Annotated in this window: 21 protein-coding genes; 9 read left to right on the top strand and 12 right to left on the bottom strand. The window is 41.6% G+C overall.

The features are described 5' to 3' along the window. Positions 1–245: 245 nt before the first annotated feature. The 3 genes from BGO42_RS14325 to BGO42_RS14315 all read left to right on the top strand — a co-directional run bounded on the left by BGO42_RS14325 (position 246) and on the right by BGO42_RS14315 (position 2,131). Positions 246–1,010, top strand: coding sequence for an MBL fold metallo-hydrolase (locus tag BGO42_RS14325; protein ID WP_273244630.1), 765 nt, complete (start codon positions 246–248; stop codon positions 1,008–1,010). Positions 1,011–1,014: 4 nt separating this feature from the next. Beyond that, complete coding sequence (locus tag BGO42_RS14320; RefSeq protein ID WP_177733797.1) at positions 1,015–1,512, top strand: hydrolase; 498 nt, start codon at positions 1,015–1,017, stop codon at positions 1,510–1,512. Between the two features lie 112 nt (positions 1,513–1,624). Continuing rightward, complete coding sequence (locus BGO42_RS14315; protein WP_177733798.1) at positions 1,625–2,131, top strand: hypothetical protein; 507 nt, start codon at positions 1,625–1,627, stop codon at positions 2,129–2,131. A gap of 44 nt (positions 2,132–2,175) precedes the next feature. Here BGO42_RS14315 and BGO42_RS14310 read toward each other — a convergent pair whose 3' ends face one another. The 7 genes from BGO42_RS14310 to BGO42_RS14280 all read right to left on the bottom strand — a co-directional run bounded on the left by BGO42_RS14310 (position 2,176) and on the right by BGO42_RS14280 (position 9,428). Next, positions 2,176–2,820 (bottom strand): alpha/beta hydrolase, encoded by a 645-nt coding sequence (locus BGO42_RS14310; RefSeq protein WP_177733799.1) that lies wholly within the window; start codon positions 2,818–2,820, stop codon positions 2,176–2,178. 1 nt (position 2,821) lies between these two features. After that, positions 2,822–3,148: a hypothetical protein gene (locus tag BGO42_RS14305; RefSeq protein WP_177733800.1), complete on the bottom strand. Its 327-nt coding sequence runs from the start codon at positions 3,146–3,148 to the stop codon at positions 2,822–2,824. A gap of 3 nt (positions 3,149–3,151) precedes the next feature. Then, a complete protein-coding gene (locus tag BGO42_RS14300; protein ID WP_273244634.1) occupies positions 3,152–4,408 on the bottom strand; it encodes a dihydroorotase in 1,257 nt (418 codons plus the stop codon). Continuing rightward, positions 4,405–6,333 carry a vWA domain-containing protein gene (locus BGO42_RS14295; protein ID WP_273244636.1) on the bottom strand — a complete coding sequence of 643 codons (1,929 nt, stop codon included), beginning with the start codon at positions 6,331–6,333 and terminating at the stop codon, positions 4,405–4,407. The genes BGO42_RS14300 and BGO42_RS14295 overlap by 4 nt, the downstream gene beginning before the upstream one ends. A 112-nt stretch (positions 6,334–6,445) precedes the next feature. Beyond that, on the bottom strand, positions 6,446–7,792 hold the full coding sequence (locus tag BGO42_RS14290; protein ID WP_177733803.1) for a DEAD/DEAH box helicase: 1,347 nt from the start codon (positions 7,790–7,792) through the stop codon (positions 6,446–6,448). 486 nt (positions 7,793–8,278) lie between these two features. Then, complete coding sequence (locus BGO42_RS14285) at positions 8,279–8,650, bottom strand: nuclear transport factor 2 family protein (protein ID WP_177733804.1); 372 nt, start codon at positions 8,648–8,650, stop codon at positions 8,279–8,281. A gap of 151 nt (positions 8,651–8,801) precedes the next feature. Next, positions 8,802–9,428 carry a helix-turn-helix transcriptional regulator gene (locus BGO42_RS14280; protein WP_273244639.1) on the bottom strand — a complete coding sequence of 209 codons (627 nt, stop codon included), beginning with the start codon at positions 9,426–9,428 and terminating at the stop codon, positions 8,802–8,804. Between the two features lie 89 nt (positions 9,429–9,517). Here BGO42_RS14280 and BGO42_RS14275 point away from each other — a divergent pair, with 89 nt between their 5' ends. The 5 genes from BGO42_RS14275 (at position 9,518) to BGO42_RS14255 (ending at position 15,020) form a co-directional block, all read left to right on the top strand. After that, positions 9,518–10,018 (top strand): DUF2480 family protein, encoded by a 501-nt coding sequence (locus tag BGO42_RS14275; RefSeq protein WP_273244641.1) that lies wholly within the window; start codon positions 9,518–9,520, stop codon positions 10,016–10,018. Positions 10,019–10,034: 16 nt separating this feature from the next. Continuing rightward, positions 10,035–10,583: an NADPH-dependent FMN reductase gene (locus tag BGO42_RS14270; protein ID WP_177733807.1), complete on the top strand. Its 549-nt coding sequence runs from the start codon at positions 10,035–10,037 to the stop codon at positions 10,581–10,583. A gap of 249 nt (positions 10,584–10,832) precedes the next feature. Continuing rightward, complete coding sequence (locus tag BGO42_RS14265) at positions 10,833–12,317, top strand: ankyrin repeat domain-containing protein (protein ID WP_273244643.1); 1,485 nt, start codon at positions 10,833–10,835, stop codon at positions 12,315–12,317. A gap of 4 nt (positions 12,318–12,321) precedes the next feature. After that, positions 12,322–12,813 carry a DUF2271 domain-containing protein gene (locus BGO42_RS14260; RefSeq protein ID WP_177733808.1) on the top strand — a complete coding sequence of 164 codons (492 nt, stop codon included), beginning with the start codon at positions 12,322–12,324 and terminating at the stop codon, positions 12,811–12,813. Positions 12,814–12,824: 11 nt separating this feature from the next. Further along, on the top strand, positions 12,825–15,020 hold the full coding sequence (locus BGO42_RS14255) for a PepSY domain-containing protein (RefSeq protein WP_273244646.1): 2,196 nt from the start codon (positions 12,825–12,827) through the stop codon (positions 15,018–15,020). Between the two features lie 67 nt (positions 15,021–15,087). Here the strand turns inward: BGO42_RS14255 and BGO42_RS14250 are convergent, their stop codons facing one another. From BGO42_RS14250 to BGO42_RS14230, 5 genes are all read right to left on the bottom strand, one after another. Beyond that, positions 15,088–16,332, bottom strand: a complete 1,245-nt coding sequence (locus tag BGO42_RS14250; protein WP_273244648.1) for a pyridoxal phosphate-dependent decarboxylase family protein — start codon at positions 16,330–16,332, stop codon at positions 15,088–15,090. A 451-nt stretch (positions 16,333–16,783) separates the two neighbouring features. Continuing rightward, entirely contained in the window at positions 16,784–17,602 is an 819-nt protein-coding gene (locus BGO42_RS14245) for a hypothetical protein (RefSeq protein ID WP_273244650.1), read from the bottom strand. Between the two features lie 658 nt (positions 17,603–18,260). Next, a complete protein-coding gene (locus tag BGO42_RS14240) occupies positions 18,261–18,479 on the bottom strand; it encodes an Fjoh_0651 family PID-CTERM protein (RefSeq protein ID WP_177733822.1) in 219 nt (72 codons plus the stop codon). A gap of 18 nt (positions 18,480–18,497) precedes the next feature. Beyond that, the gene (locus BGO42_RS14235) at positions 18,498–21,380 is read right to left on the bottom strand and encodes a RemA C-terminal-like gliding motility protein (RefSeq protein WP_273244652.1); all 2,883 of its coding nucleotides are present in this window, start codon (positions 21,378–21,380) and stop codon (positions 18,498–18,500) included. A 216-nt stretch (positions 21,381–21,596) separates the two neighbouring features. Further along, complete coding sequence (locus BGO42_RS14230) at positions 21,597–26,003, bottom strand: lamin tail domain-containing protein (RefSeq protein ID WP_273244654.1); 4,407 nt, start codon at positions 26,001–26,003, stop codon at positions 21,597–21,599. Between the two features lie 432 nt (positions 26,004–26,435). Between BGO42_RS14230 and BGO42_RS14225 the strand changes: the two genes are divergently transcribed. Next, positions 26,436–26,858 carry a hypothetical protein gene (locus BGO42_RS14225; protein WP_273244656.1) on the top strand — a complete coding sequence of 141 codons (423 nt, stop codon included), beginning with the start codon at positions 26,436–26,438 and terminating at the stop codon, positions 26,856–26,858. Positions 26,859–26,947 lie beyond the last annotated feature (89 nt).

The raw sequence follows: 26,947 nt of genomic DNA, 5'->3' as shown, positions 1-26,947 counted from the left end.
CAGGCTAACATTGGTTCTTTGAAAAAGGGATTGGGGAGTTTGTAACGTGTTTTATCTGCCGGTTTCCGTTGTCTGGTAATTTCTTCCGTTCATAAGGAATTAAGGCTTTTGCGGAAACGGGAAAGAGCGTCAGTGGTTAAATGGTATTCAAATCGTTTCTAAACTATTATTTGTTCGTTTTTATTAGCTTTATTGTATAGGGATTTAGGAGACAGATTCTTATTTTTGTAAAAAAGAAGACCACTTTGAAAGTATATTTTTTGGGAACAGGAACTTCACAGGGAATCCCTATTATCGGAAGCGATCATCCCGTTTGTCTGAGTGATGATCCGAGAGATAAACGATTGCGGGTATCCGTTTTAATGCGTTGGGAAGATCATAATGTTGTAATTGATTGCGGACCGGATTTCAGGCAGCAGATGCTCACGGCTAAATGTACTAAGCTGGACGGGATACTGTTTACGCATGAACATGCCGATCATACAGCCGGTCTGGACGATATCCGGCCTTATAATTTCCGGCAGGGTCCCATGCCTGTATATGCACACGAACGGGTGATAGCAAGCCTTAAAAGACGATTTGACTATATTTTTGAGACCGAGAACCGCTATCCCGGCGCGCCTTCTGTGGCTGTTAGCGAAGTGAAAAACGATGTGCCTTTTGTTCTGGGCGGTAAAACGGTGATCCCGATAAATGTATGGCATGGCGACTTGCAGGTATTTGGTTACCGCATAGACGATTTTGCCTATCTGACCGATGTGAAAACCATTGACGCTGCAGAAGTGGAAAAACTCAAAGGAGTAAAGGTGCTTGTGGTGAATGCCCTACGGGTGGAACCACACATTTCCCATTTTAATCTGGAAGAAGCTCTGGCGTTTATCAGCCATATTCAGCCGGAACGTGCCTATCTGACCCACATCAGCCATCATATGGGATTTCACGGAGAAGTGCAGGAAAAACTGCCGAAAAACGTATTTTTGGCTTACGATAATTTAGAAATTACAATTTAATACTATGAAAAAAGCAATACTCTATCTCTTTATTTTATCCTTATTGTTTAATGTTTTTCAATACATGAATTCCAATAAGATATTGAAAACGCAGCAGAAAGAACTGGATACTGCCAAGTTAAGAATCGATAAAGTACGCGATTCCATTAATACGATTCTTGTTGAAAAAAATGACAGTGATTATTTCTCATTGGAATATGACGATGATGCACAGGAGTATTTTTCCCGTTATGATGTGATGAAAGTAGCCGCTAAGGTAAAAGAGGATCTGGTTACTTTAAACGATGCCAAAACCGGAAATGCCATGATTCCGTATGAACCGATTGATGGAAAAAAGTTTATCATCAGTAAAATAAAAATCCTGAATCACCGTTGGATTATAGCCGACTTTTATAGCGGTGCGGTGCGGGGAGAAGTACTGTTAAAGTATTTTCACAACGAAGACAAGCCTACAGATTTTGAAAGAATCGATGCAATTTTGTTTTCGAATACGGTAAAATAAAACAATTATTTTATATTTTTATAACTGCATTGTTTCTGCTTTCGCAACTTTGAAAGGAGAGGCGGTTTAAAGCAGTTGACCCAACTATTTTCAGGACGAAAAAAAATTATAAATGAAAAAGATAATCCCATTAATTGCATTCAGTTTCTTTTTCGTTTCGTGTGATCTCATTATGAAAAAGCATGACAGCGAAGATGAGGTGGTTGTAAACCCCAAACAAATGGTATTAGGAACCGATAAAGACGAACACGGATGCGTGGGGTCTGCCGGTTACAGATGGTCCATTCTTAAAAAAGACTGTATCCGTGTCTTTGAAGAAGGATTTCGCATGAATCCGGTAAAAGAAACCCCGGTGGATACCGAAGAAGAAATTGAAGAACCGATCATCAGCAGTTTTGTAACTTTTGAAAAAGACGGTGACAGAGCCGAATTGTTCTTGCCGGAAAAAAAGGAATCGGTTATTATGACCAGAGAGAAAGAAGGGAAACCGTATCATGGCGGCGAGTGGACATTGGAAACCGATGGCGGCTTATCGCTGAAAGTAAACGGTGTGATGAAATACAAAGGCGCATTGACAGAAGAAAAAGCGGTAACCGGAAGTGATAATCCGGAGCAATAACAAATACGCAATAAAAAAGCCCTGAAATTTTCAGGGCTTTTTTATTATTGTTGTAACCAGGTTTTGAAATCGTAAAAATTCTGCGGTGCAACACCATGTCCCACAGGATATTCTTTATAAACAACATCCAGTCCGAGTGCTTTTAAGAACTCCGGAGCTTTCCGGGCCCAGTCCACAGGAATAACCTGATCGACTGTTCCGTGTGAAATAAAGAATTTCAGCCTGGAGATCGCTTTAGTCTGAAAATCGGGAGCAATAATATCCGGATTCACATAACCGCTCAAAGCCACTACGCGCTGTATCTTTTCGGGGTTAGACAAGGCTGCTGCATAACTTAAAATAGCGCCCTGGCTAAAACCGATTAACGTAATCTTATCTTTATCTATCGGGTAATTTTCCAGTAATTCATCAATAAAGGTAACGATCAGCTCGCGGGATTCCACCGCTTCTTCATCGTCTGAAAACTTGTTTGCATCCGCATCAAAATGAATGCTGTACCAGGCGTTGCCATAAGGCGGCATCGGGTGTGGTGCACGGGCGGAAACCACGAAATATTCTTCCGGCAATTCGGATGCAAAAGAGAACAGATCCTCTTCATTACTGCCATAACCATGAAGCAGCAGCAGCAACGGATTTTTATCTGATTTTATTTTGGGTTCTCTAACGAGATGAAATAAGGATAAATTCATTTTATGCTAAATTTTTAAACCATTTTTGGAAATATTCCCCAAGAATAGGGATTGTTTTCATTTCGTTCTGTAAAGCGCCAACCAATCCGTAAGCCCATAGTACAAAGAAGAAAATGAAGAAAGCAGAAGAAACCATCCAACTGTCGGCATAACCCACAAAATAAGCCAAAACATAAAATGAAAGATGAATTCCAAAGGCCTGGCGGATATGAAAACCGGCAAACGGGTTTTTCGTTTCCATATTCATAAAAATGGCAATAATGGTTCCAATTATTGTGATATAGCCAATAATCGCGGTTGTTTTACCTTGTTCGACAGTATTGTTCATAGCTTATTCGTTTAAAATTAAAATTCCCTGATTGTAAATACCATAGGCTTTCCCTTTCATAGGCTGACCTAAGAATGCGGAATTTTTTGATTTGGAAAGAATGTCTTCTTTCGAAAATTTCCAGCTGCCTTCGGTGTTAAACAAACTTATTGAAGCTTTGTTGCCTTCTTTAATCGCTTGTTTATCGATCTTGAAAATGCTTTTTCCGGCTGTCAGTTTTGCGACGATAACATCCGCCGGCAATACGGTTAGTAAGGCTCCAAAAGCACTTTCCAGTCCGATGGTTCCGTTTTTGGCATTGTCAAATTCCATTTTTTTATGTTCGATATCGAGCGGATTGTGATCGGTTGTTATCATGTCGATCGTTCCGTCCAGTACACCGGCGATAAGCGCTTTTCTTTCGTTCTCATCACGCAAAGGCGGCGTTACTTTATAGCGGGTATCGAAATTGTTTAAGGTTTCATCGGTTAAAACCAGATGGTGTACCGCTACGCTGCAGGTAACGTTTAATCCTTTTGCTTTTGCTTCTCTGATTAAAGTTACGGATTTTGCCGTAGATATTGTCGGGATATGCAGTTTCCCTCCGGTATATTCCAAAAGAAACAGGTTGCGGGCAATCTGAATTTCTTCGGCAAGTCCCGGAATTCCTTTTAATCCCAGTTTGGTACTGGCAATCCCTTCGTGAACAACACCGTTCCCTTTTATTTTTTCATCCTGACAATAGGTAATCACCAGTCCGTCGAAATCCTGTACATATTGTAAGCCTATCTTTAACAGGTTGGCATTGTCAAGACTTTTGTTATAATCGCCAAAAGCAACGGCTCCGGCATTGGTCATGTCAAACAGTTCCGCCAGGTCTTTACCTTCGCTGTTTTTGGTTAACGCACCAATCGGATGCAGCTGTGTAGCTGCTTTTCCGGATTTATGAAGTACGAAGCTCACTTCTGTCTGGTTATCGATAACAGGAGCGGCGTTCGGTTGTAAGGCAATATTGGTAAATCCGCTTTTTGCGGCAACCTGAAGTCCGTTGGCAATGGTTTCTCTTTCTTCATAACCCGGTTCTCCCAGGGAAACAGAGCTGTCAAACCAGCCTTGGGAAACATGAAGATTATCCCGTTCGATTATCGTTGCGTTTTCTTCATTGGACAGGTTCTGTCCGATCGTTTTTATAATTCCGTCAATAATTTTAATGTCCGCCGTCTGATTGTGAAACGGACTTTCGGTATCGATAATTGTTGCGTGTTTAAGAATTACATTCATTTTACGAATTTTTGGATCAGTAGTTCTAATAATAAAAATAGTAGTGTTGCGATGATAAAATACTTCCAGGCTTCGCTGGCTGTTCTTGTCGAATGGATATCGTTAAAAACAGTAGCAATAGAATCCACTTTGGTATATTTATCGAATAAGTTGTCGTTTTGTAAGCTCAGATCACTTTCGGTACGGGCATGATTAAAGCTGATATTTTTTAAAACCGTTTTGTTTTTGGTCAGGCTGTAATTGCCGGATTGTTCCGGATAGTCGCCAAAGGACAGTTTTATTTTATTGTTCAGGATTTGCTGCATCGGGATAAAATCCGAAGTTTCATTCTGTACGGTTACCACTTCGTCCTTGGATAATAAAACATCCAGGATCATGCTTTTATTGTCGCCGATGGTAAATTCCGTAATACCGGATTTCTGATTGTTTTGCGCCATATTGTAAAAAGTAGGCACAATCAGCGGGGAATTCTGGAAATTACTGTTTGTTTTGTTGATAGGAGCGCTAAACAGGTACAGGGTTCCGATTTTGTTGGTCTGTGAGCCCAGGAACGGTGTCTGGTCGTCATAGCTGAGTATCGCTGCCGGATTTCCGCCCAGTCCGAAAGAGCTGTTAACCTTCGGGTATTGGAAATTATCGGTTTTCTTTTCAAAAACAGTTTGGTATAGCGGATGGCTGAAAGCGATTTTGGTAATTTGTTTTTCGGCCGTTTGCAGCGGATTCATTTTCAGTCCTCCGAAATTCCCTAAGAAAGTGGTCAGGTTTTGTGCCGAACCGTCAGCAGCAGGAATCAGGACAATATTACCGCCTTTATCGTAAAAAGCTTTTAAGGTGGTTTGTAACGACTGCGGAATGTCTTTTAGTTCGTTCAGGATAATGGCATCCTGTTTGTCCAGTGCGTTGTAATCTACACTGTTCAGTTCCTCGCTTTTGTAATTAAACTCATCTGCAGTATAAATTCGGGACAGGAATGCATTTTTAGCATTTTCGCCTATAGCGATCACATTCGATTTTTCCGGTTTGGAAATGCTGAAATAATAGGTATTGTCATAGTTCAGACTGTTGTCTTCAATGGCAACATACCCGTGAAAATCCTTTTTAGGCAGTGTAAAGTGAACCGATTTTTGAGCAGTATCGAATTTTACAACCGTTTTAGCTGTCAGGTTTTTTCCGTTATAAACAGCCATCGGTAATTCGTTTTCATAGTTACCGTAAGCGGTTACGTCTACTTTAATTTCATAAAAGTTATCCAGATGCTGGCTGATTGAAACCTTATCAATGCTAACGTTGGTTTTGTTTTCCGCTTTTGGAATGATAAAATAGGCAGGTGTTTTATCGTCCAGTTTGTCCGCACTTTTTGCATCCTGAGCAATCGCATCGGTGATTACCACAATGTCTTTCGGAACGTTGTGTTTTTTAGCGGCCACTTTACTTAGTAAAAAGTCCAGTTGGAACGGTGTGGAACTGTATGGTAATGTCTGCAGTTCTTTCTGGATGGATTTAATATCGGTATCCCAGAAAGCTTCGGTATTGGTAACGAGCGAAAAACGCTGGTTGTCGGATGTGTTTTCCAAAAGGTCCTGAACGGCTCTTTTTAAGAGTTCGCCCCGGTTTCCTTTTGCCTGCATGGAAAAAGAATTATCGAGTATGATAATCATTTCATTTCCGGTATTTTTAGCGTCTTTGGCATCAAAATAAGGCTGAGCAAAAGCCAGTACCAGACAGGCGAGCAGTAACAAACGGGTACACAATAAAAGCCACTTTTTCAGTTGGGAGCTTTTACGGGTTTGTATGCTGAGTTCTTTTAGGAAACGTACGTTTGTGAAGTATTCTTTCTTAAAACGACGCAATTGAAACAAATGAACCAGAATTGGTATTACCAATAGAAAGAGGAAATACAGAATTTCAGGATGTTTGAATTGCATTTTATTTTAATGTTTGTCAAAAATAGTAATTACTTTTTAGTTTTCGACAGTAGTTACAGGCTGATTTAAGTTTTCGTTATTAAATTTTAAAAAAATAAGCTATACAGATAGCTTATTTCTTTTTCTTTTTGGCCGCTCTGGTTTTTTCCACCCCGCGGTTTCTTGGTTTGGTTTTTCGCGGAGTACGTTTTCCGGGACCACCAAGATTTACTTTTTTGTTTTTATCTGTTTTTTCATGAAAAGCACCGCCACCGTCAAGCTTCACCTTTTTCATCAGGAATTTAACTTTTTGCTGCTCTTTTTCAAATTCCAGTTTTTTCTCTTCAATTTTTACGCCTTCCGGAATTGGTAACATTTCCAGTTCCTGCTCCATTAATAATTCGGCTTCCACCTGGAATTCTTCTTCTTTCGGCGCGATGATGCTAATGGCAATACCATCTTTGTCTGCACGTCCGGTACGACCGATTCTGTGGATATATTGTTCGGGAACTTCCGAAAACTGCATGTTGATCACGTGGGTAATATCGGAAATATCCAATCCACGCGCCATAATATCGGTAGTGACAATACCGCGTAATTCGCCTTCCTGGAATTTTGCCATCGTGTTCAAACGATAGTTCTGGGATTTATTGGAGTGAATAACGCCAAATTGTTCCGGGAAATCTTCTTCCAGATGTTCCATTAAAATATCGGCTACTCTTTTATTATTCACAAAAACCAGGATGCGTTCCAGGCTTTCATCGGCAGTTAGTAAATGCTTTAAAAGGTTAACTTTCGTCAGGAAGTTCGGCACATGGTAAGCTAATTGTTTAATCTTTTCCAGAGGTGTTCCGGATTGTGCCAGCGATACTTCTTCCGGGAAATCAAAATAATCGTCCAAAAGTTCATCCACTTCTTCGGTCATGGTTGCCGAGAACAGGATATTCTGACGTTTGGGTTTCATCATCGCCAGGATGGATGTAATCTGGAAGCGGAATCCTAAATTCAGGATCTCATCAAATTCATCAATAACCAGTTTCTGCATTTCGTCAAAACGAACCACATTGTCTAAAGCCAGGTCCATTAAACGTCCCGGAGTGGCTACCAGGAAATCAATTCCTTCATAAACGGCTTTTTTCTGGGTGTTGATATTTACACCTCCGTAAACACCCAAAACCCGAACCGACATGTACCGGGTTAGTTTTTCGACTTCTTCGGCTACCTGAACCACTAATTCACGGGTAGGAACAATGATGACAACTTTAGGGGTATGCGTTGGCGAAAACTTCCATTGTTTTAAGATCGGAAGTAAATAGGCAAACGTTTTACCGGTACCGGTTTGGGCAATTCCCATCATATCACGTCCTGACATAATCACCGGGAAAGATTTTTCCTGAATAGGAGTAGGTGTTGTTAACCCTAAATCGTCTATAGCTTTTTGCAGGGATTTTGGAAGATTGAATTGCTCAAAAGTGGTCATAAAGTCTGTATTTTCGGCAAAGATACGATTTTATTGTTTTAGTACTGTTTTAAAGATTGGGAACGGGGTAATTGTTCAAAGACTGCGATTATGATATTGGGATGTAAATAACTTCTTTGATAATTGTAAAATAATTGTATTTATCGTGCTTTTAATCAGTAATTTATGAAGTAATAACTACTTTTTTTAGTATTCGTATGCTGTTCTTTTATGTCCGCTTTTTCGCAGGTAGCCCATCAGCGGCCTGATTTATCGGTCTGTAACAGTGGAGTTTTCGATTTAACGGTACAGACCCCGGTTATTCTGGGAGGCCAAAGCGGGATATTTCCGGATTGGAAAAAGGGTTTTATTTTATTTTATTGGTATCACAACCGGAAATGCGGCTACTGTTCAGAAATTAATCATTAAATAATTCGAAATCATTTTACAATAAAAAACCTGCTCCGATAATCGGGCAGGTTTTTTTATGATTGTTTAAAACGTTTGTCACTGTTTTACATGAGTGTATAATTTGTTGACAATTAACCATTCGTTGTTGATCTTGGAGAGCGACAGAAAATCGTAATAATTGTATCCCAGCATCGGGACATGGAGCTTCGCAATGGCATTATTGCCGATGATTTCTATACCAATGATTTCCATTTCGAATTTTTCTTCTAATTCGCTAGGACTTCTTCTGTTTTTAACGGTTACCAAATAATCGTCTAAGGATTTATAGAACACGTGACCTTCAATGTCACCAAACAGCATGGCATTGGGGTGAAATATTGCTTTCAGTTTTTGCACATCACCATCAAATATACCTTCAAAATATAAGGTGAGTACCTTTTGAACCGGGATTATTTCTGCTGAATACATGGTCACTAAATATTAATTAGTATTAAAGGTAAGCTAAAAAGACTAATAAATTGTAAACCACAGTATTAAAAAAACAGCGGTGCAAAAGTGCAGGGAATCATATTGCAGGCAGCTGCCTTAAAAACGCTTTGTTAAGGGGAACCGGAAGTATTTATAGGGTGATTTTATACGCACATCGCTGGGCACCGCTTAATACATGATCGATACGGGTAACCGTTACGGTATCGCCAAGTATGGCCCGGAAGGTTTCCAGTTCCGATTTGCAGAATCCCTGGCATATCGTTGCGGCAGCGCAAATGGGGCAATGGTTTTCGAATAGTATAAAACCGTCTTCCTCCTGTGTGTAACCGGCCATATAACCTTCGCTGTTGCGAATCTGTGCCAGTATCCTGATCCGGTCTTCCAGTTCGTTGATACCTTCCACCGCATGCAGGTATTTGCTGCGGCTTTCTTTGCCATAGGCTTCAATAACGGCATCGAGGGCACTTTCACCCAGTATTTCCTTTGTTTTCTGAATTAATTTTACCGTTAGTTCGGCATGCCTGTCCGGGAAACGTCCGTGACCGGAAGCGGTTAACGCCCAGATTTGCTGCGGCCTGCCTCTTCCTTTCGATTCGGTAGTGGCGGTAACCAAACCTTCACCGGCTAATCGCAGCATTTGAAAACGGGCACCTTCCGTGGTGACATTTAGTTCTTTTGCTACTATATTCAAAGGAAGGGAGCCCTGAGTTTTCAGGATCCACAAGGCTTTTTCATTATCCGGCAATTTTATTTCCATAATAAACAAAGTGATTATTTGGTTTATTAGGCAAAATTAATAATTTTGTATCACAAACAAAAAATTAGTACTTTAAATGTGCGCAAATCATGTCGGATAAAATAATTGTAAATAAAGTAACGGCATCGGGTATTCTGCGATTGGATTTATTGCAGTACCAACCGGATGTGGTTTTTGCTGATTTTGATATCAAAAACTATCTGTTTCAGGAGCTGGCGCTGATCGAAAAAGAATTCCGCATTGCGATGGAAGCAATCGATTGGGAAGCATATCAGGGAAAAGCGGTTTCGGTTTACTGTTCTGTTGATGCCATAGTACCGCAATGGGTATATATGCTTGTTGCGGCAAGGCTTAAACCGTATGCCTTTTCGGTAATATTTGGTTCGGAAAAGGAGCATTATATAAAACTATGGGAAAACAGGCTGTTGCAGGCCGATTTAACCGGATATGAAGGAGAAAAGGTGGCTTTCAGGGCAAGTGAACACATACCGGAAGCGCTTTATATCACAGCAACGAATGTATTAGCCGGTAAGGTTGCCAGCCTTATGTACGGAGAACCCGGATTACCGAAAGTGATCCGGAAATATTAATTAAAAGTAAAAACAAATGAATGTATTGATATTTAACGGCGCATTGGAACGCAGAACCACTGCCACCTCACATAAAATAGCGGATTATTTTAAAGAAAGTTTCGAAGCTAACGGAGCCGGAGTAACGGTGTTTAATTTACCCGATTCGGGAATTCCGCTTTTTGATGTTACGATTAGCGGCGTACCGAAGTCGGTGGAACTAATGGCCAATACGTTTCGCAATGCCGATGTGCATATCTGGCTGACACCGCTGTATCATGGCGGGATGACCGGAGTAATGAAAAACTGTCTTGACTGGCTGGAAGTAAGTGCCAAAGAGCACAGTCCATATTTAACCGATAAAACCATCGGTTTGGTTTGCTGGGCAGAAGGCGGTCATGCGGTGCAGGGCATAAACAATATGGACGCGGTGGCGAAATCACTGCGCGCCTGGACGCTGCCGTACAGCGTTCCGTTAATTCGCAAGGCAATATACGATGGCGACGGAGCCTTCTCGGAAGAAAGCCTTCAAAAATTCAATCAAATGATCAAATTGCTGCTCAACAGTAAATTAGCAGGGAAATAAAGGAACATTTATCAGGTCTGACATAACTTTGTAAATGTAAAGTGCCTATCTGTAACCAGGTAGGCACTTTTTTTATGGAATGCCGTGAAAACAACAATGTTTTGCGGAGAACCACCGGAACGTTAAATCGCAACATTTATTTGGGATTTAGTTTTTTATTTAGAATCATTCTTATTAATTTTGCCCGACCGTACGATTTTACTTTGCTTTTAATCGGCGTAATCCATAAATATGCTAAATCAAATAGTCATGAATATAACAATGAAACAGCTCTTTATCGCTTCGATAACGTTCGCATCATTCACCTTACAGGCCCAGAATAATGTTTTCCTGGAAAGATCGTACTGGAAGAAAAATCCGGATGTAACGCAGATAAAAGCGGAAATAGCAAAAGGGAGCAACCCTTCACAGCTTAATGCCAATGCTTTCGATCCGGTTGTTTTTGCAATAGTTGAAGATACTGCAAACGATGCCGTAAAATTCCTGTTGGAACAAAAAGGAAATGATGTTAACAAGCTGACGCATGACGGTCGTACCTATATTTTCTGGGCGGCTTACAGAGGGAATACGGATTTAATGGAATACCTTTTAGCCAGAGGTGCCAAAACCAATGTACTGGACGATCACGGGTATACATACCTGAATTTTGCAGCAGCAAACGGTCAGTCCAATACCAAAGTATACGATCTGGCACTTAAAAACGGAGCAAATCTTAAAAAGGATCTGGACCATGATGGCGCGAATGCTTTATTGCTGATCGCACCACACGATAAAGATTTTACGTTGATTAACTACTTTATCGGAAAAGGACTGGATATTAAAAGTACCGATGCAAACGGGAATACAGCTTTTAACTATGCGGCGAGAACCGGAAACATTACAACTTTAAAACGCTTACTTGAAAAAGGGGTTACTTTTAACGATAATGCCATGATCTTTGCCAGCCAGGGAACGAGAAGTACTGCCAATACACTGGAATTATACCAGTATCTGGAAAGCTTAAAAATCAAACCTACGGCAGTTTCGAAAAACGGACAAAACGCGTTGCATGCCATTGTTCGTAAAGACAAACAGGAAGACATCATCAAATATTTTATTGAAAAAGGTGTTGATATCAACCAGGCAGACCATGACGGAACAACAGCCTTTATGAATGCAGCTATGGCAAACAGTGATGTAGCGGTAATTAATCTATTGGCAGCGTCCGTAAAAAATATCAACCAGGTTAATAAAAAAGGAATATCTGCTTTGGCTTTAGCCGTTCGCAGCAACACACCGGAAGTGGTACGTTTGTTAATTCAGAAAGGTGCCGATGTAAACGTTGCCGATGCTAACGGAGACAATCTGGCTTACTATTTGATCCAGTCGTACAATCCGCAAAAAGCAGAAGCTTTTGAAGCAAAACTGAAAGCACTGGAAGAAAAAGGATTTAAGGTAGCGACACCGCAAAAGAACGGAAATACATTATACCATCTGGCTGTAGCTAAAAATGATTTATCTTTAATTAAATTAGTAGAGCGTTACAAAGTGGATGTTAATGCTAAGAATAAAGAAGGAATGACCGCTTTACACAAGGCAGCCATGACGGCTCAGGATGCGACTATTTTAAAACACCTGATGGCTTTGGGTGCTAAAAAAGATGCGGTTACCGAGTTTAAAGAAACGGCTTATGATTTAGCTTCCGAAAATGAAGCGCTTACAAAAAACAAGATTGCAATTGACTTTTTAAAATAAAAAAATGAAAAACCTTTATAAAATAGTATTGGTACTGGCGCTGACACTTTGCTCCGGAATGAACATGATGGCGCAGAAAGGCGGTTCTACAAAATACAAATGTATGGTTCAGATGACCAACTATCCGGGTGAAGGTGCCTATATTGTTGTGTCGCTGATTGACCCGAAAGGTGCCTATGAAAAAACACTTTATGTGATGGGATCCGATAAAAAATGGTATAAGGATATTAAAGAATGGTATAAATTCCACTCTAAAAAACCGAGTAACATCAGTGCTATTACAGGCGCTTCCCTTTCCGGAGGAGAACGCAGCGTAACGGTACTGGAACTGGAAGATTCCAAAATCAATTCCGGTTACAGCTTGCGATTTGAAACGGCTGTAGAGAACCAGGAATACAAAGTGAAAGACATCGAATTCCCGCTTACCACGGAAAATGTTTCCGGCAAAAATGACGGTACCGGCTATATCCGTTACGTACGTCTTAGTCCGAATTAATCAAAAGAAATATGACCATTTCAATCTGGAGATACAGCCACTTAACCCTGGCTGTATCTTCTTTTCTCTTTATACTACTGGCTTCCGTTACCGGAATCATACTGGCATTCGAGCCGGTTTCCCAAAAAATACAGCCTTATCGCGCTGCGGATTTCAACCAGATCACGGTTGCCGAAATGTTACCCGCTTTAAAAAAATCCCATTCAGAGATAACCGATGTAACGGTGGATGCGAATCAGTTTGTCATTGCCAAAGTGATAGACGATAACGGTAAAAATGCCGAAATATACGTTGACCCGAAAACCGGAAAAGCCATTGGAAAAGTAGCCGAAAAAAATGCTTTTTTCCAATGGGTGACAACTTTACACCGTTCCCTTTTTCTGCATGAAACCGGAAGAATTATTATTGGTATAACCGCCTTTTTGCTGCTGCTGATCGCTACTTCGGGTACCGTACTGGTTATACAGCGCCAGCGTGGGCTTAAACGGTTCTTTACCAAAATTATCAGGGAAGATTTTGCACAGTATTACCACGTGGTGCTGGGGCGTTTGTCGCTGATCCCGATACTGATTATTACGCTTACAGGAACCTATTTGTCGCTGGTTCGCTTTGAACTGTTTCCGGAGCAAAAGATCAGTCATGAGATTGATTTTGATGCGATAAAAACGGAACCGGAGCAAAAGCTTGCTGATTTTTCCATTTTTAAAAATACCCTGCTTTCGGAAGTGGAGCACATCGAGTTTCCTTTTTCGGAAGATCCGGAGGATTATTATACGCTGAAACTAAAAGACCGCGAAGTTGTGGTCAACCAGATTACCGGCGATATACTGAGTGAGATTCCATATTCCCGGACAACCGTACTGACCAATCTGAGCCTTACGCTGCATACCGGGCGTGCCAGTGGCATCTGGGCAGTGGTATTGGCAATTGCAGCGGTAAACATTCTTTTCTTTATTTATTCCGGGTTTGTTATTACGTTAAAACGCCGTGGCAATCGCGTGAAAAACAAATACAAAAAAGAAGAAAGTGAATACATCCTGTTGGTAGGATCAGAAAACGGAAGTACATTCCGTTTTGCAAATGCGATACACCAGCAGCTGCTTAAAAACGGAAAGAAATCCCATATAACGGAACTGAACAATTATACGGTTTTCCCAAAAGCGGAACACCTGATTGTGATTACCGCAACTTACGGCTTGGGGAATGCACCTACAAATGCTTCCCGGTTTATAAAACTGCTGGAAAGCAAACCACAGCAGCAGCCGGTACAATTTTCGGTAGTTGGTTTCGGTTCGCATGCCTATCCGGATTTTTGCCAGTTTGCCTTTGAAGCAAACAATGCCCTGTCTTTACAAAAATGGGCAGCACCGTTCCTGGAAATACATACCGTTAACGATAAATCGCCGGAGGAATTCCGCCAATGGGCGACACTCTGGGCACAGAAATTGGCTATGCCTTTTGAATGGTCACCGGAGCAGTTCCAGACAAAACCAAAGCGTACCGAGAAACTTACGGTTATTGAAAAAACAGCGGTTACCCATACAGACGGTGCCTTTTTTATCCGACTGCGTTTTCAGCGTAAAGTCAAATTCACTTCCGGTGATTTACTGGCTATTTATCCGGCAAATGATCACCGCGAAAGACAATACTCTATCGGAAAAGTAAATAACGAAGTGCAATTGAGCGTAAAGCTGCATCAAAACGGTTTGGGTTCCGGTTATTTATACCAGTTGGAACCCGGAGCGACTTTTAATGCGAGTATTGTGCGTAACGAACATTTTCATTTTCCCCGTAAAGCCAATACCGTTATTATGATCTCTAACGGAACGGGTATTGCACCGTTTTTAGGTATGATCGATGAGAATACCAATAATACCGATTGTCATTTGTACTGCGGTTTCCGTGGGGAAACGTCCTTTGCCTTATACCGATCGGGAATTGAAAAAAATATAGCGGAGCAGCAGTTGCAGCAACTGCACATAGCCTATTCCCGTGAAGGGGAGAAGCAGTATGTAAAAGACCTGCTGGCCCGCGATGCAGAGTTTGTTGCCACAACCTTAAAGAACGGCGGTGTTATCATGCTTTGCGGTTCGCTGTCGATGCAGCAGAATATCCTTGAATTGCTGGAAAGCATCTGTCAGCAATACCACAATAAAAGCGTTAGCTATTACCAGTCCCACAACCAGTTACTGATGGACTGTTATTAATATAAAAAAAGCCCGTAAGCATTATGTTTACGGGCTTTTTTAGTATTGGTATATCGTTTAAAGCAGTTTAAAGGAAAGTAGCATATTCTTTTTGCAGGCAGACTACCAGTTCGCTCAACTGTTCGATAGTGACATGATCCATTACAACTACCTTATACCATTTGTTTGAGGCATCGTGTTTTTGCGGAACAAGACTAAAACGGGTGGCAACTGCTTCCGGCAGATAAGCGGCCTGTATGGTCACGATATTCATAAACGGTTCCCGGAAATACGGTATGCCCAGTGTATCCAGTTCTTTACACAGCCAGGCGGTACGCATTTGTAAGATACTCACTTTTTCATGCCAGCCATGTGCACCATAGGTGAATAAAATCATCCATACGGCTATGGCATTGGAACCGGAACGGCTTCCGCAAAGGGTTAAGTCCATACCTTCCACATATTCTGCTTCTCTGGTGAGTACCTGACCGATAAGGCCTTTACGGCAGATAAAAATACCTGTTCCGTATGGCGCCTGCAGCATTTTATGGGCGTCAATAGTGATGGAACTGACTTTCGGATGGCTAAAGTCGAGTGTGCTGGCCGGATTGCTAAACGGGTATACAAAACCACCGTAAGCCCCGTCAATATGAAGTCTGAATGGAACCCTGTGGCGTTCTAAAACGGAGATATAAGTTTCCGGATTGTCCACCGAACCGAACATGGTAGTTCCCATATTCACGACAACTATAAAATATTTTTTTCCGTTATTTTTAGCGATATCGATCAGGTCGTCCAATGCAGCGGCATCGACCGTACGGTTTTCAAAACCAACCGGTACTTTTAACCAGTCGATTAGCAGTAAGTTAGACCCTTTCGGGATGGAGTAATGGGTGTCTTCGGAAGCCAGTATGGCAATTTCATGTGCCTGAGCACCGAGTTCCTGCATAAAATAGTTGCGGTAAATCCACATTGCCTGAATATTGGCTTCGGTGCCGCCGGGAGCGATATAACCGTCAAAACTGTCCGGAGCCGCTTTAAAGATATCTACCGCGATAACATTCAGCACTTCCCGTTCCATTTCCTGAGTGCCTTTAAATGCTTTTTCGGAAGTTCCGTAGGTATGGCAGCCAATGTGATTCGGATTGGCAACAAACGCCTGTAGCGTGGGTGCGTCCTTTAAAAACGGGGCATCATCATAAAATACTTTTCCGTCCAGTTTGGATGCCGGATAGCCCAGGGAGGTATCTGTTGCGAAATTTACATTCTCGGATAGCGCTTTCTGAATTCGCTGCTGGCGCTCTACAGCCGTTAATTTTTTCCAGTAATACATAAACGATCGTCTGTTTTAAATTGGATAACAAAATAACAGACTGTCAATCAGATAAAATATGACAAATGTTAGGTTTTGAGATATATGGGGTGAGAAGTTTGAATTATGAATATCGTAAATTGAACTTTATATTGTGAAGAGGCAAAAGGCAAAAGGCAAAGAGCAAAAGGCAAAGAGCAATTAGCAAGAAGCAATAGGTAAAAAGCAAGAAGTAAGATATTTGATATATGAGGTACGAAGTACGATGTAGGACTTCCAAACAACTGAATCGTTGAATTTGTGACCTTCGTATATCAAACTTCGTAAATCTAATATTTGATATACGATATATGAAGTACGAAGTATGAAGTATGATTCAGGTCTTCTAATAACTAAATAGTTGAATTCTTGATTTTCATATATCAAATTTCGTAATTCCTAATTCGTAATTCCTAATTCTTCATTCTATCGCTTAAACCAAGTGTTTGATAATATTCTGCGCAATGGAATAAGGGAAAAAGTCAGCATTTTTGGGTAGGGCTAATTTTAAGATTTCTTCATTGTCGGCGAATTCTGCCTGTAGTAGTTTGTAATCGTGCCGGGTGAATTTTTTCAGGCGTGATTTTGGAAAAATAAGTCCTTCGTTCAGGCGTTTTTGATAGTCCGGTAGTTTGTTCTCAAAATCAAAAGATGTTTCATCCGGATGTAAAATAAACTTTTGCATAATGTCTGCATACTCCAGGATATTAATATAGCGGCGGTTATCAAATTTACCGGGATAAAAATGATTCAGCCATTTTTTAAATGTCTTTTGGTTTTTAAACATCAGTTCCTCGCGGGTTTCCTTAATTGAAAACATGATTTTGGAAGCGAAGGTATATTTTAGATAAGCTTTTAAAGCTTCTTTGTCCTGGTTGAATTTTTGTAATATGACCTGTTCAAAAATTTTTATGAATGCTACGATCCGGTCAAATTTTTCCTGAGTGATATTACTGCTGATAACCCAGTTTTCAATATCCAGATTTACTAACGAATTAAAACCTGTTACCTGCAGCATCAACTCATTTAGAGCCTGCATCTCTTTAACCGGTAAATCCCCGGCAATTTTTTCATTCAGTTTTTCCTGAAATTCAGCTTCCGAACCGGCCGATGCCTGTAATGCTGAAAATACTTCCTGCGCTTTCTCCAGACTCCCATAGTGGTGACTGTAAAAGGCTTCAAATAATTCCGTGGCAAGTGCGCCGTCCTGATGCATAAGTACTTGTTCTGCTATTTTGAAAAAGGCTCTCATTTTTTAGTGTTTTTAAGCACATAGCAATGAAACCAGGTTCATTGCTATGCTGCCGGAATTAATTTTCTTCTCTGGAATGCCAATATTCCCAATGGTCCGGATTTAACTGATTCGCATGATTGTCCAGTTCCGCCTGATTTAAATACTTTGTTTTCATAGTATAAGGTTTAAGTTATTAATAAAATCTGATTCAGTGATATCCAAATCGAAGACAATATTAGACACAACAGCAGAACCAAATCCTAAATTTTGACCGTTACTACTTTTTTTACTAAAATAATCAGGAAATTGAAAGAATAGTGGGTTTTGGTGTAATTGTTTTTGGGAAATGAAGGGAGGTAAAAGGCAAAGGGCAAATAGCAAATAGCAAGAGGCAAGAAATAAAAGGCAAGAAGTTAGATATGTGAGGTAGGAAGGATGATATTTGAAGTATGAAGTGAGGTGCGGCATTGTAAATCAAACCTCATATATCTAATATTTGATATGAGATAGTTGAAGTATGAGGTAGGACTTACAAACAACTAAATTGTTGAATTTTAGATTTTCGTAAATCAAACTTCATAAATCTAATATTGGATATATCGTAATTCCTAATTCTTTTTTTATATAACAAAACCCGACTAGACAGCCGGGTTTTGGATTATGATAATCTTAGCAATTATTTTTTAAGCTGTAGCTTTCGGAAGTAGTAGAAAGCAAAGGCAATACCCATTAACAGCAGCCAGATCATTTGGGTGTTGATAGGGACTATGGGATCTTCAACGGTACCGCCGTCGTCAAATCCGTTTCCGGGATCTTCGTCGTCCTGAGCAAACAGTACAAAATCGCTTAGCAACAGTACCGTAAAAAAGTATATTTTTATTAGTTTGGATGTCATGATAAGTAGATTCAAAAATTAATAAATTATTTTCTTGCTAACGGTAGTATTTGCCGCTGTAACCAGCTGTACGATCAATACCTGCTGACTAACGTTAAGATTGCTGATAACGGCTTCCGTAGCATCTACGTTGTTTTGCTCGTAAACCAGTCGGCCGCTGATGTCGAATATTTTAATACCGGACAATACGGTGTTACCGCTATTGATGTGTAAAGCATGGTTTTGTTTGTACACCACCACCTGGTTTGCATCAAAATCAGGAGTGCTTAAAACGCTGTTCTCATAAACGATTTCAAAACGGTTTTCAAAAGTTCCGGCTTCGGTTGTAAACGCGTAGCTGCCGGACTTCAAATCGTGGATTGCATTTAGGGTTTTATCTTTCAGGTAAATATTCTGATTGCTGAACAGTCCTTCAAAATTGTTTAGTGACAATGTTATATTTCCGCCATTGACAGCCTTATAGCTTACCGGAACAACATCCTGTACGCTGAATCCGGCTCTTGCCTGAATGGCTAATTTGGTATTGTCCGCTTTCGTATAGATGGCAAGGTCACCATCGTTTAACAGCAATCCGTCCCAGCCGTAATCGAGATTATTGGTTGTAACGTTTGTATAGCCGATAACCGTTTGGCCGAAAGCATTGGCATTGTCCGAAAGGTTTAACGAAAACCGGGAGATTTCCGGCTCAACCGGAGTGGCAGTCGCAGCAGTTTTAAAGAACTGGTTGTTGTTTGCTGCCCGGCGCATCGCATTGTTAAAAACAAGGCTGGTAGCTGCTGGTGCTGCTTTGACAAAGAATCCCTGTCCGGTATTGATTGTCCACTGGGCAGTATTGCCGGCAAAAACAGCCGATCCGGTATCTCCGCCCGCTGCGGTATTGGCATTATAAGCCAGTTTTGTTATCGTAGCATAAGTAGTTTCGGCAGGATTGTTCGTTTTTCTCCAGAAGTAAAGGGTACCGTTGTCCAGGTTTCCGGCATTGGCATCGATAAAGTCCCAGATGTTAATTGGTGACGGATACGGGTTTCCTACAGCGTTATAACGGTTTCCGCCGGTGCTTAGAGAAAGGGTAACAGCCCCGTTGTTTGGTGTTCCGGTAAACAATCCGTTAAAAGTGGTTGTTTGTCCGGCTGGAAGTCCGTCCGGCATGCGGATAAGATAGCCTTTTGCGGCTGTAAACGTAACCGCATTCGGATTACTGCCGAATATTCCGGAAGTACTGGTGTAATTGCTATAGGCATTCTGAGCCGTGTTGTACACATAAAAGCGCTCATCCAGCGTATTCGGGGAGAATGCTTTTAATGTCTGCGTTCCTGCAGTAGGAGCAGACCAGATCGTATAATCCAGGTTGTATAATGAAGAACTGTTGCGGTGTATGTTTACGGTACCCTGGTTTACCACATTGTTTTGCTGTATCAGGTTACTGTTGTTTTCGAACGTAACGGTACCGCCGTTAGCCACGTTTAAGGCATCGGTAAGATTCAGGTTGCTACCGCCGGTTACAACCAGTGTGGCTCCGGTATTAACGGTAAGTGCGGCTGCATTGGCAGTCATATTTCCGGAAACAATTGCCGGATTGGCTACCTGGGCAATAACGGCTGCCATTGCTCCGGTAGGGACAACACCGCAGGACCAGTTGGCTGCAGTATTCCAGTCACTATTGGTGGTGCCTGTCCAGGTATTGCTGGACACATTAATTGCACTGCCGTTGTCGTTTGCACTGAATGTCAGTACACTGCTGTTCGATACCTGAAGCATACGAACCTTATAATTACCCGGTGCTAAACCGGCTGGAAAAGAAGCGGTTACAGGACTTAAAGTTCCTGTTCCGATAATGTTGGTTTGTGTATTGGTAAAGATACCATTGGCATCTGAAATTTGTACATGAAAATCAGTATTGTCAAATGTGCCCTGAGTTGTAAAAGCAACGCTTAAAGTATTGGCAATTCCGTTGCAAAAAGGACCGTATGAATGGGTAGTTGTTGTCAGGCTTGGCGGCAATACTCCCGTACCGGTTAATGCAACGGTTTTATTTGTCGCTCCGGCAGCGCTCAAAGTCACTGTAGCGGGCTGCGATCCGGTTGCTGTCGGGCTGAAACGCACATAAACCGTTCCGCCGGCAGCAGCTAAATTAAAGCTTGAAGCAAAGCCGGTTGTACTATTGTTACTCACCTGGTAAGGAGCAGGTACAGCTACAGCTATACTACCGCTGATACCGGTACCGCTTACTGTAAAACTTTTGGAAACGGAATTGGTATTGGTAGTCACATTTCCGAAGGCTAAAGATGTTGGAGAAGGGGTATTGATTACGGCGGAGGATACTGTACCGCTGAAAACAAAATCATTGATACTGGCAGTCCCTGTTCCGCCATTGGCTTTATAATAGTATACACGGAAAGTGATGGCCGAAGCAATATTCTGGTAAGCCGCATCGGTTAACGTAATCGTTGATGTATTGGCAGCTGTTCCGATTGTAAAAACTGCCCCGATGGTTGCCGAATAATTGTCCAAGCTGGATTTTACAATCCCCGATACCGGTCCGGTGTTGGAGCGCTGTGTTGTAAAGGCAAAACTGCTAAAGTTGATTTTAGCACTGCCCACCGGCGTTAAGGTAAACGAAAAATAATCGTTGGCATCTATACTTGCAGAGGTCGTGAAACCCGTCGCATTATACCGGTCTGCGCCGGCATTGGCACTAATACCAGAACCTCTTCCGATACCGCTTACGGTAATATCAGAATCGTTCACGTCTCCGCTGGTAAACGGATTGGCAGTGGCAGGATTGGTACCGTCAATAGTGTTGGTCCAGATCGATTGCCCTTGCGAAGTACCGATGGTCATCAATACCATAAAGAGCAGAAAGTCACGTAAAAATTTTTGAGGGAAAAATTTCATCATCATTTTTTTAGTTAGTTTTCATTTATATAAGTGTCATTGATTACAAAGGTTGGGTTTAAATAACAAGTTGTCAAAGGATTAAGGTTGTATTACTGTAAGCTAACTGTTATAACTTTCCTAACTAAAGGTTAACTGTTTAAACTTTATGTAAAGAAAAAAAAGCAAAAAAAATGCCTCTTCCGGAGAAGAGGCATTGTAAATAAAGGGGTAAAGAAAGGATTAGTATACCATTTTTTTCGTTACTGTTTCATTAGCAGCTGTAATGATTTTAACGATGATTACCTGGTTAGAGCTGTTCAGGTTTGCGATTATTACTTCCTGTGAGTTGAATTTGTCGGAAGCATATAAAACTTTTCCGGACATATCATATACTACAACCGACTGAATAGCATCATTAGATGACGTCAGGTTTAAAACACCATTTTGGTTGAAAGCATTCACCTTGTTAACCAATTCGTTTTTAACAGCTGTTTTAGCGCTGAAAGCAGCAGTAGTTACCGCAATAGTATTTGAGTTGTCGCTGGTATTACCGGCAACGGCTCTTACTCTGTAGTAATAGTTGGTATTGGCTGTTAATCCGGTAACGTTAAGGTTTGTACCGCTAACGGTAACGTTTTCGTATCCCGGAACAAAAGAAGCCGTTAATCCGGAATAGGTGTGTGAACCTAAATTGCTCACATCATTTGTGTCCAATACGGTCCATTCTGTAGCCAAAGTTGGGAAGCCGGCTGTAGGATTTACGGTAACACCACCTGTTACTGACGCTTTTCTAACCAATGTTTTGTCAACGGTAGTAATTCCGGTTGCCGTCCAGGCAGTACCCGGATTTTCACCGATTCTTCCGATGATGTCTACGTTTGAAGCAGTCGATATTTTGTATAAAGCAACCGCATCGTTACCGTTAAAGTTAACAGAAGCCACTACAGTAGCTGTTCCGGTATAAATAGTAGCCGCAGCATTTCTCAATACGATAGTAGCACCATTGGCTAAAGTACCGGATAACTGTACATCATTTGCAGAACCGGCAGCCGAAGTACTTCCGTTAGAATACAAACGTACTCTGTAGTCTGATAAATCAACAGCAGCACCAGTACCATTATAGATTTCCACATATTTGTTAGTACCTGTTCCTTCCACATATTCCGAGAAGAATAAATCTGAAGCAGGAGCAGCCGTTCCGAATGTAGGCGACTGGCTTACATCCACACGGTAATCCACAGCTCCTTCCGAAGCATCCCAGTTAGCAGTAAAGCTCACGTTGGTAATAGCTGTAGCGGCAGTTGCAACCGGAGCAATAACCGGATCGGTTGTGAACGTTAAAGCAGCACCGTAGCTGATACCACCGTTGTTAACGCTGTATGCTCTGGTATAGTAAAGTGTTTCTCCGATTAAACCGGAAATAGAAAGCACATACGTTCCGGCACCTGTTCCGGCATCGGTCACTTTTGTAACACCGATTCCGTCAATTTCCGGATCAGCGGTAAGGCTGTAAACAATTCCTCTTTCGGTTACTGTAGAACAACCCTGTACGGTAACTTCAGCAGTAACTTTAGCCGTTGAAGCGCTTAATACTTCGGCAGCAGTAGTGTTAACCGTTGCGACAGTGCTCACTCCGTTTCCGGAAGCTAAAGTAAAAGTTTCGGTACCACCACCAATGATGGTTACATCACCGTTATAAGTAAGGGCGTCTGTAGGCTCAAAACGTACAAAAACATCCTGTGTAAAAGTACCACCTGCCTGAGTAAGACTAACAGAAGCGGTAAAAGGACCGGTAGCTGAGGTTGCATAGGTAAAACCATCTGTAGGACCTACAACGATAGCATCGGTAGTAAGGTTGATACCGGATATGGTAATCGTGTTTATGCTGCTTAAAGCATTGGCACACACATCGCCGAAAGGCGCTAATTCAGTAACCGTAAGCGTTGGTTGTGTATTAACAATAGTCGCTACTTCGATGGTGTTCGAGTTGTCGCTGGTGTTTCCGGCAACGGCTCTGACTCTGTAATAGTAAGTCGTAACCGGTACAAGACCAGTAACGTCTAAAGAAGTACCGTTAACGGTTACATTTTCATAACCGGCAACAAAAGAAGGTGTTAACCCGGCGAAAGTATGCGAACCTAAATCGCTCACATCGTTAGTGTTTAATACAGTCCATTCTGTTTCCAATGTAGGGAAACCGGCAGCTGGATTTACCGTAACACCGCTGGCAACAGCCGGTTTACGTACTAATGTTTTGTCAACTGTAGAACTGGCAGCAGTTGTCCAGGCAGTACCCGGATTTTCACCGATTCTTCCGATGATATCCACGTTTGAAGCAGCCGATATTTTATATAAAGCAACAGCATCATTACCGTTAAAGTTAACAGAAGCCACTACAGTAGCTGTTCCGGTATAAATAGTAGCCGCAGCATTTTTCAATACGATAGTAGCACCATTGGCTAAAGTACCGGATAACTGTACATCATTTGCAGAACCGGAAGCCGATGTGCTACCGTTAGAATATAAACGTACTCTGTAATCGGATAGATTAACAGCAGCACCTGTACCATTGTAAATTTCAACATATTTATTGGAAGCAGTACCTTCTACATATTCCGAGAAAAATAGATCGGTAGCCGCTGATGAGGTTCCGAATGTAGGCGACTGGCTTACATCCACACGGTAATCCACAGCGCCTTCAGAAGCATCCCAGTTAGCAGTAAAGCTATTGTGTGTAATTGCTGTAGCAGCAGTAGCTACAGGAGCCATAACAGGAAGTGTTGTAAACGTTAAAACAGTACCATAGCTCACGCCGGCAGCTGTAATGCTATATGCTTTAGTATAATAAAGTGTTCCTCCGATCAAACCGGATAAAGTAGTTGTATAATTACCAATTCCTGTTCCGGCATTGCTTACTTTAACAACATTTGTTCCTCCGATTACCGGATTGGCAGTAGTACTGTAAACAATTCCTCTTTCGGTTACGGCAGCACATCCTTCGGCGCTAACTTCCGCAGTAACTTTTGCAGTCGATGGTGTTAAAGCACCGGCTTCAACAGTAGTAACCGATGATAAGGTATTGATCCCTGTTCCGGAAGCAGCAACAGTAAGGGCCGAAGCACCACCACCAATTACGGTAATGTTTCCGCTATAGGCAATGGCAGCAGTTGGTTCAAAACGAACGTATACGGTAGCGTTAAAAGTACCTCCGGCCTGGGAAAGTGATAAAGACGGTGTAAAGGTTCCGGTAGCCGTTTCAGAAAAAGTATAACCTGCCAAAGGACCTACTACAACAGCATCCGTAGTAAGGTTGATTCCGCTCACAGAAAATGATTGTACATCTGAGGACTGAAGCACACAAACGGAACCGAACGGACGTAGTGTACCAACAGCCAACGTTGGTAAGGTATTTACTAATGTTGTTCCGGAAACAGCATCGCTGAAAGCTGTTTCTACAGCCGGAGTAGCCGCGTTTCTTGCTTTAGTGATAAATGTATATGCGGTATTGTCTGTAAGACCGGTTACGGTTACAGTTCCCCACTGTGCAGATGTCTGCCATACAGCGTTTACGCCTAAAGTACCGTTTGCCTGTACATAACTTCCGGAAGCCTCACGGATAGCATAGGTAGTAGCAGCAGGATTGCTGTTTTGTGTAGTGGCAGTAATCGTAATATCTAAAGTAGTGATAGCAGGATTGCCAACAGTCAGTAATCCCGGTACATTCGCTAATGTATAAAAACTGGAATTGTTTCCGTTTGTTGTTGTAGCAGCAGTTCCCGCAGCTCTGAAGTTGTATAAAGTATTTGGCGCTAACGAATTTACCACAGCACTAACAGCCGTAACAGAAGTTCCGCTTACTGTAGCCGGTGTTGCCGCAATACTGTTTCCGTAGGCAGTAGTAGCACCCCAGTTGAATAGGGCAGAAACAGTCTGGTTGTTTGCATTGATTGTTCCGTTTAAAGTAGCCGATGAAGCCGTAATAGCATTAGCCGCTACAGTAGTTACCATAGGCGCATCAGCTCCCCAGGAAAGCACAACGTTATCCAATGCGATACCGTCACGACTGCCGGTTCCGCTGATTTCGTCATAGCTCCAACGGATCCATACGTTACCGCTGGTATTGTCAATAGCGGAAAGGTTAATATTCGTATAAGCAGTAGTTGTACCTTCTGCAAGGTTTCCTGAAGCATAAGCACCACCGCTAACAGCTGTAAAACCACTGGTTGCAGAGGTCGTACTGATTTCAAGATTGAAAGAATTGCTTCTTGCCTGTTCTCTTATTTTGATAACGTCATACGAAATCTTTAAACCCGTTTTACCGGCTGTATTGGTTAATCGCAATACTATGGAACCCGGTGAAAAAGCACTACCGGATCCTAAGATCCCGATTTTTGAAGCATAATTATAATTGGCACCCGATGTAGAAGCAGCATTACCCACAATCATCGCATTGTCCACAGCAGTACCATTATAGGAAGACCATCCTGTAGGATAAGCCGTTCCGGAAGCACCCGGTGTGGTGTTGAAATTTTCCGAATAAGGGGAAGTGCCCGGTAACGTAACCTGACCCCACATCGCTGAGCCGACCAGTAAAGTCGTCAAAAGCAGACATGCATTACTGAATGTCCTGTGTAATTGTTTTTTCATAATTAAAAGTTTTTTGGTTCTAACATTGATAATCAATGCTATACAAACTTAAAAGGTCGGTGTTAAAAATTCCGGATTCCAAGATTGTGTTATAGTAAGCTATAGGTTATTCTTTATTAAACAGAATGTTACCGATTTAAAATATTTGTTAATTGCGAATGTTTGAAATGGAACGACAAGCAAAAAGTAAATAAGGTTTAAAGGTGCTGCCGCCGATTGTGTAATTCTTAACATGGTTTTTGGGATGTTAAGAATTCGATACTGCAAATTGAGAAGTATTGGTAACGGATTCTGAAAATACTCCTGAAAGAATTGTCATATAAATACTGAAACGATTTGAAATAGTGTAAAAAATGACGAAATGCCGGTATTTTTAAATATTTGATAATGAATAATGTAGTATATTTAGTTTCTGATTAAATAACATGATTTATGAAAAAAACACAACTGCTTTTATTTGTTATGCTATTGGTGGCCGGGTCATTTAGTGCCTTTTCACAGGAAAAAACAGGGAAAGTTGTCTTTATCCGCTATACCGGAGAACAAGGCGCTTTAGTGAACGACAAAGTATATATTGACGGTAAGCTGACCTGTAAATTAAAGAATAACCGGTTTTCGTCCCATGACGTTCCGGTAGGGGAGCATCAGCTTACCACACGTAGCGGCGGACTGCCCGCCGGTAAAATGGATCCGTTAACGATCACGGTAGTTGAAGGCAAAACCAATTATGTCGAATTGGTAACAACAGCCACCGGAATGGGATCTGCAAAACTCTATTGCCAGGAAGTAACGGAAAATTCCGCTCAGGTCTTACTGAAAAAAGTAAAACAAGAAACAGACTGTCACGTGAAATAATCGCTTGGCAGGCATTTGCACCGTTTTATCCCGGATCTGAGTCACAGCTCCGGGATTTTTGTTAGGTAGGTGAGTACTAAAAGTATTTG

This window comes from Flavobacterium sp. 40-81 (assembly GCF_001898245.1).
GTDB classification, from domain to species: Bacteria; Bacteroidota; Bacteroidia; order Flavobacteriales; family Flavobacteriaceae; genus Flavobacterium; species Flavobacterium inviolabile.
This window is presented reverse-complemented; position numbering and strand designations above follow the sequence as displayed.

Coding starts and splice junctions, on each gene's coding strand:
- BGO42_RS14235 (WP_273244652.1), bottom strand. CDS start 21,380: ATGATGATGAAATTTTTCCCTCAAAAATTTTTACGTGACTTTCTGCTC.
- BGO42_RS14305 (WP_177733800.1), bottom strand. CDS start 3,148: ATGAACAATACTGTCGAACAAGGTAAAACAACCGCGATTATTGGCTAT.
- BGO42_RS14285 (WP_177733804.1), bottom strand. CDS start 8,650: ATGTATTCAGCAGAAATAATCCCGGTTCAAAAGGTACTCACCTTATAT.
- BGO42_RS14250 (WP_273244648.1), bottom strand. CDS start 16,332: ATGTATTACTGGAAAAAATTAACGGCTGTAGAGCGCCAGCAGCGAATT.
- BGO42_RS14245 (WP_273244650.1), bottom strand. CDS start 17,602: ATGAGAGCCTTTTTCAAAATAGCAGAACAAGTACTTATGCATCAGGAC.
- BGO42_RS14255 (WP_273244646.1), top strand. CDS start 12,825: ATGACCATTTCAATCTGGAGATACAGCCACTTAACCCTGGCTGTATCT.
- BGO42_RS14295 (WP_273244636.1), bottom strand. CDS start 6,333: ATGCAATTCAAACATCCTGAAATTCTGTATTTCCTCTTTCTATTGGTA.
- BGO42_RS14265 (WP_273244643.1), top strand. CDS start 10,833: ATGAATATAACAATGAAACAGCTCTTTATCGCTTCGATAACGTTCGCA.
- BGO42_RS14280 (WP_273244639.1), bottom strand. CDS start 9,428: ATGGAAATAAAATTGCCGGATAATGAAAAAGCCTTGTGGATCCTGAAA.
- BGO42_RS14225 (WP_273244656.1), top strand. CDS start 26,436: ATGAAAAAAACACAACTGCTTTTATTTGTTATGCTATTGGTGGCCGGG.
- BGO42_RS14260 (WP_177733808.1), top strand. CDS start 12,322: ATGAAAAACCTTTATAAAATAGTATTGGTACTGGCGCTGACACTTTGC.
- BGO42_RS14275 (WP_273244641.1), top strand. CDS start 9,518: ATGTCGGATAAAATAATTGTAAATAAAGTAACGGCATCGGGTATTCTG.
- BGO42_RS14320 (WP_177733797.1), top strand. CDS start 1,015: ATGAAAAAAGCAATACTCTATCTCTTTATTTTATCCTTATTGTTTAAT.
- BGO42_RS14240 (WP_177733822.1), bottom strand. CDS start 18,479: ATGACATCCAAACTAATAAAAATATACTTTTTTACGGTACTGTTGCTA.
- BGO42_RS14310 (WP_177733799.1), bottom strand. CDS start 2,820: ATGAATTTATCCTTATTTCATCTCGTTAGAGAACCCAAAATAAAATCA.
- BGO42_RS14270 (WP_177733807.1), top strand. CDS start 10,035: ATGAATGTATTGATATTTAACGGCGCATTGGAACGCAGAACCACTGCC.
- BGO42_RS14315 (WP_177733798.1), top strand. CDS start 1,625: ATGAAAAAGATAATCCCATTAATTGCATTCAGTTTCTTTTTCGTTTCG.
- BGO42_RS14290 (WP_177733803.1), bottom strand. CDS start 7,792: ATGACCACTTTTGAGCAATTCAATCTTCCAAAATCCCTGCAAAAAGCT.
- BGO42_RS14230 (WP_273244654.1), bottom strand. CDS start 26,003: ATGAAAAAACAATTACACAGGACATTCAGTAATGCATGTCTGCTTTTG.
- BGO42_RS14300 (WP_273244634.1), bottom strand. CDS start 4,408: ATGAATGTAATTCTTAAACACGCAACAATTATCGATACCGAAAGTCCG.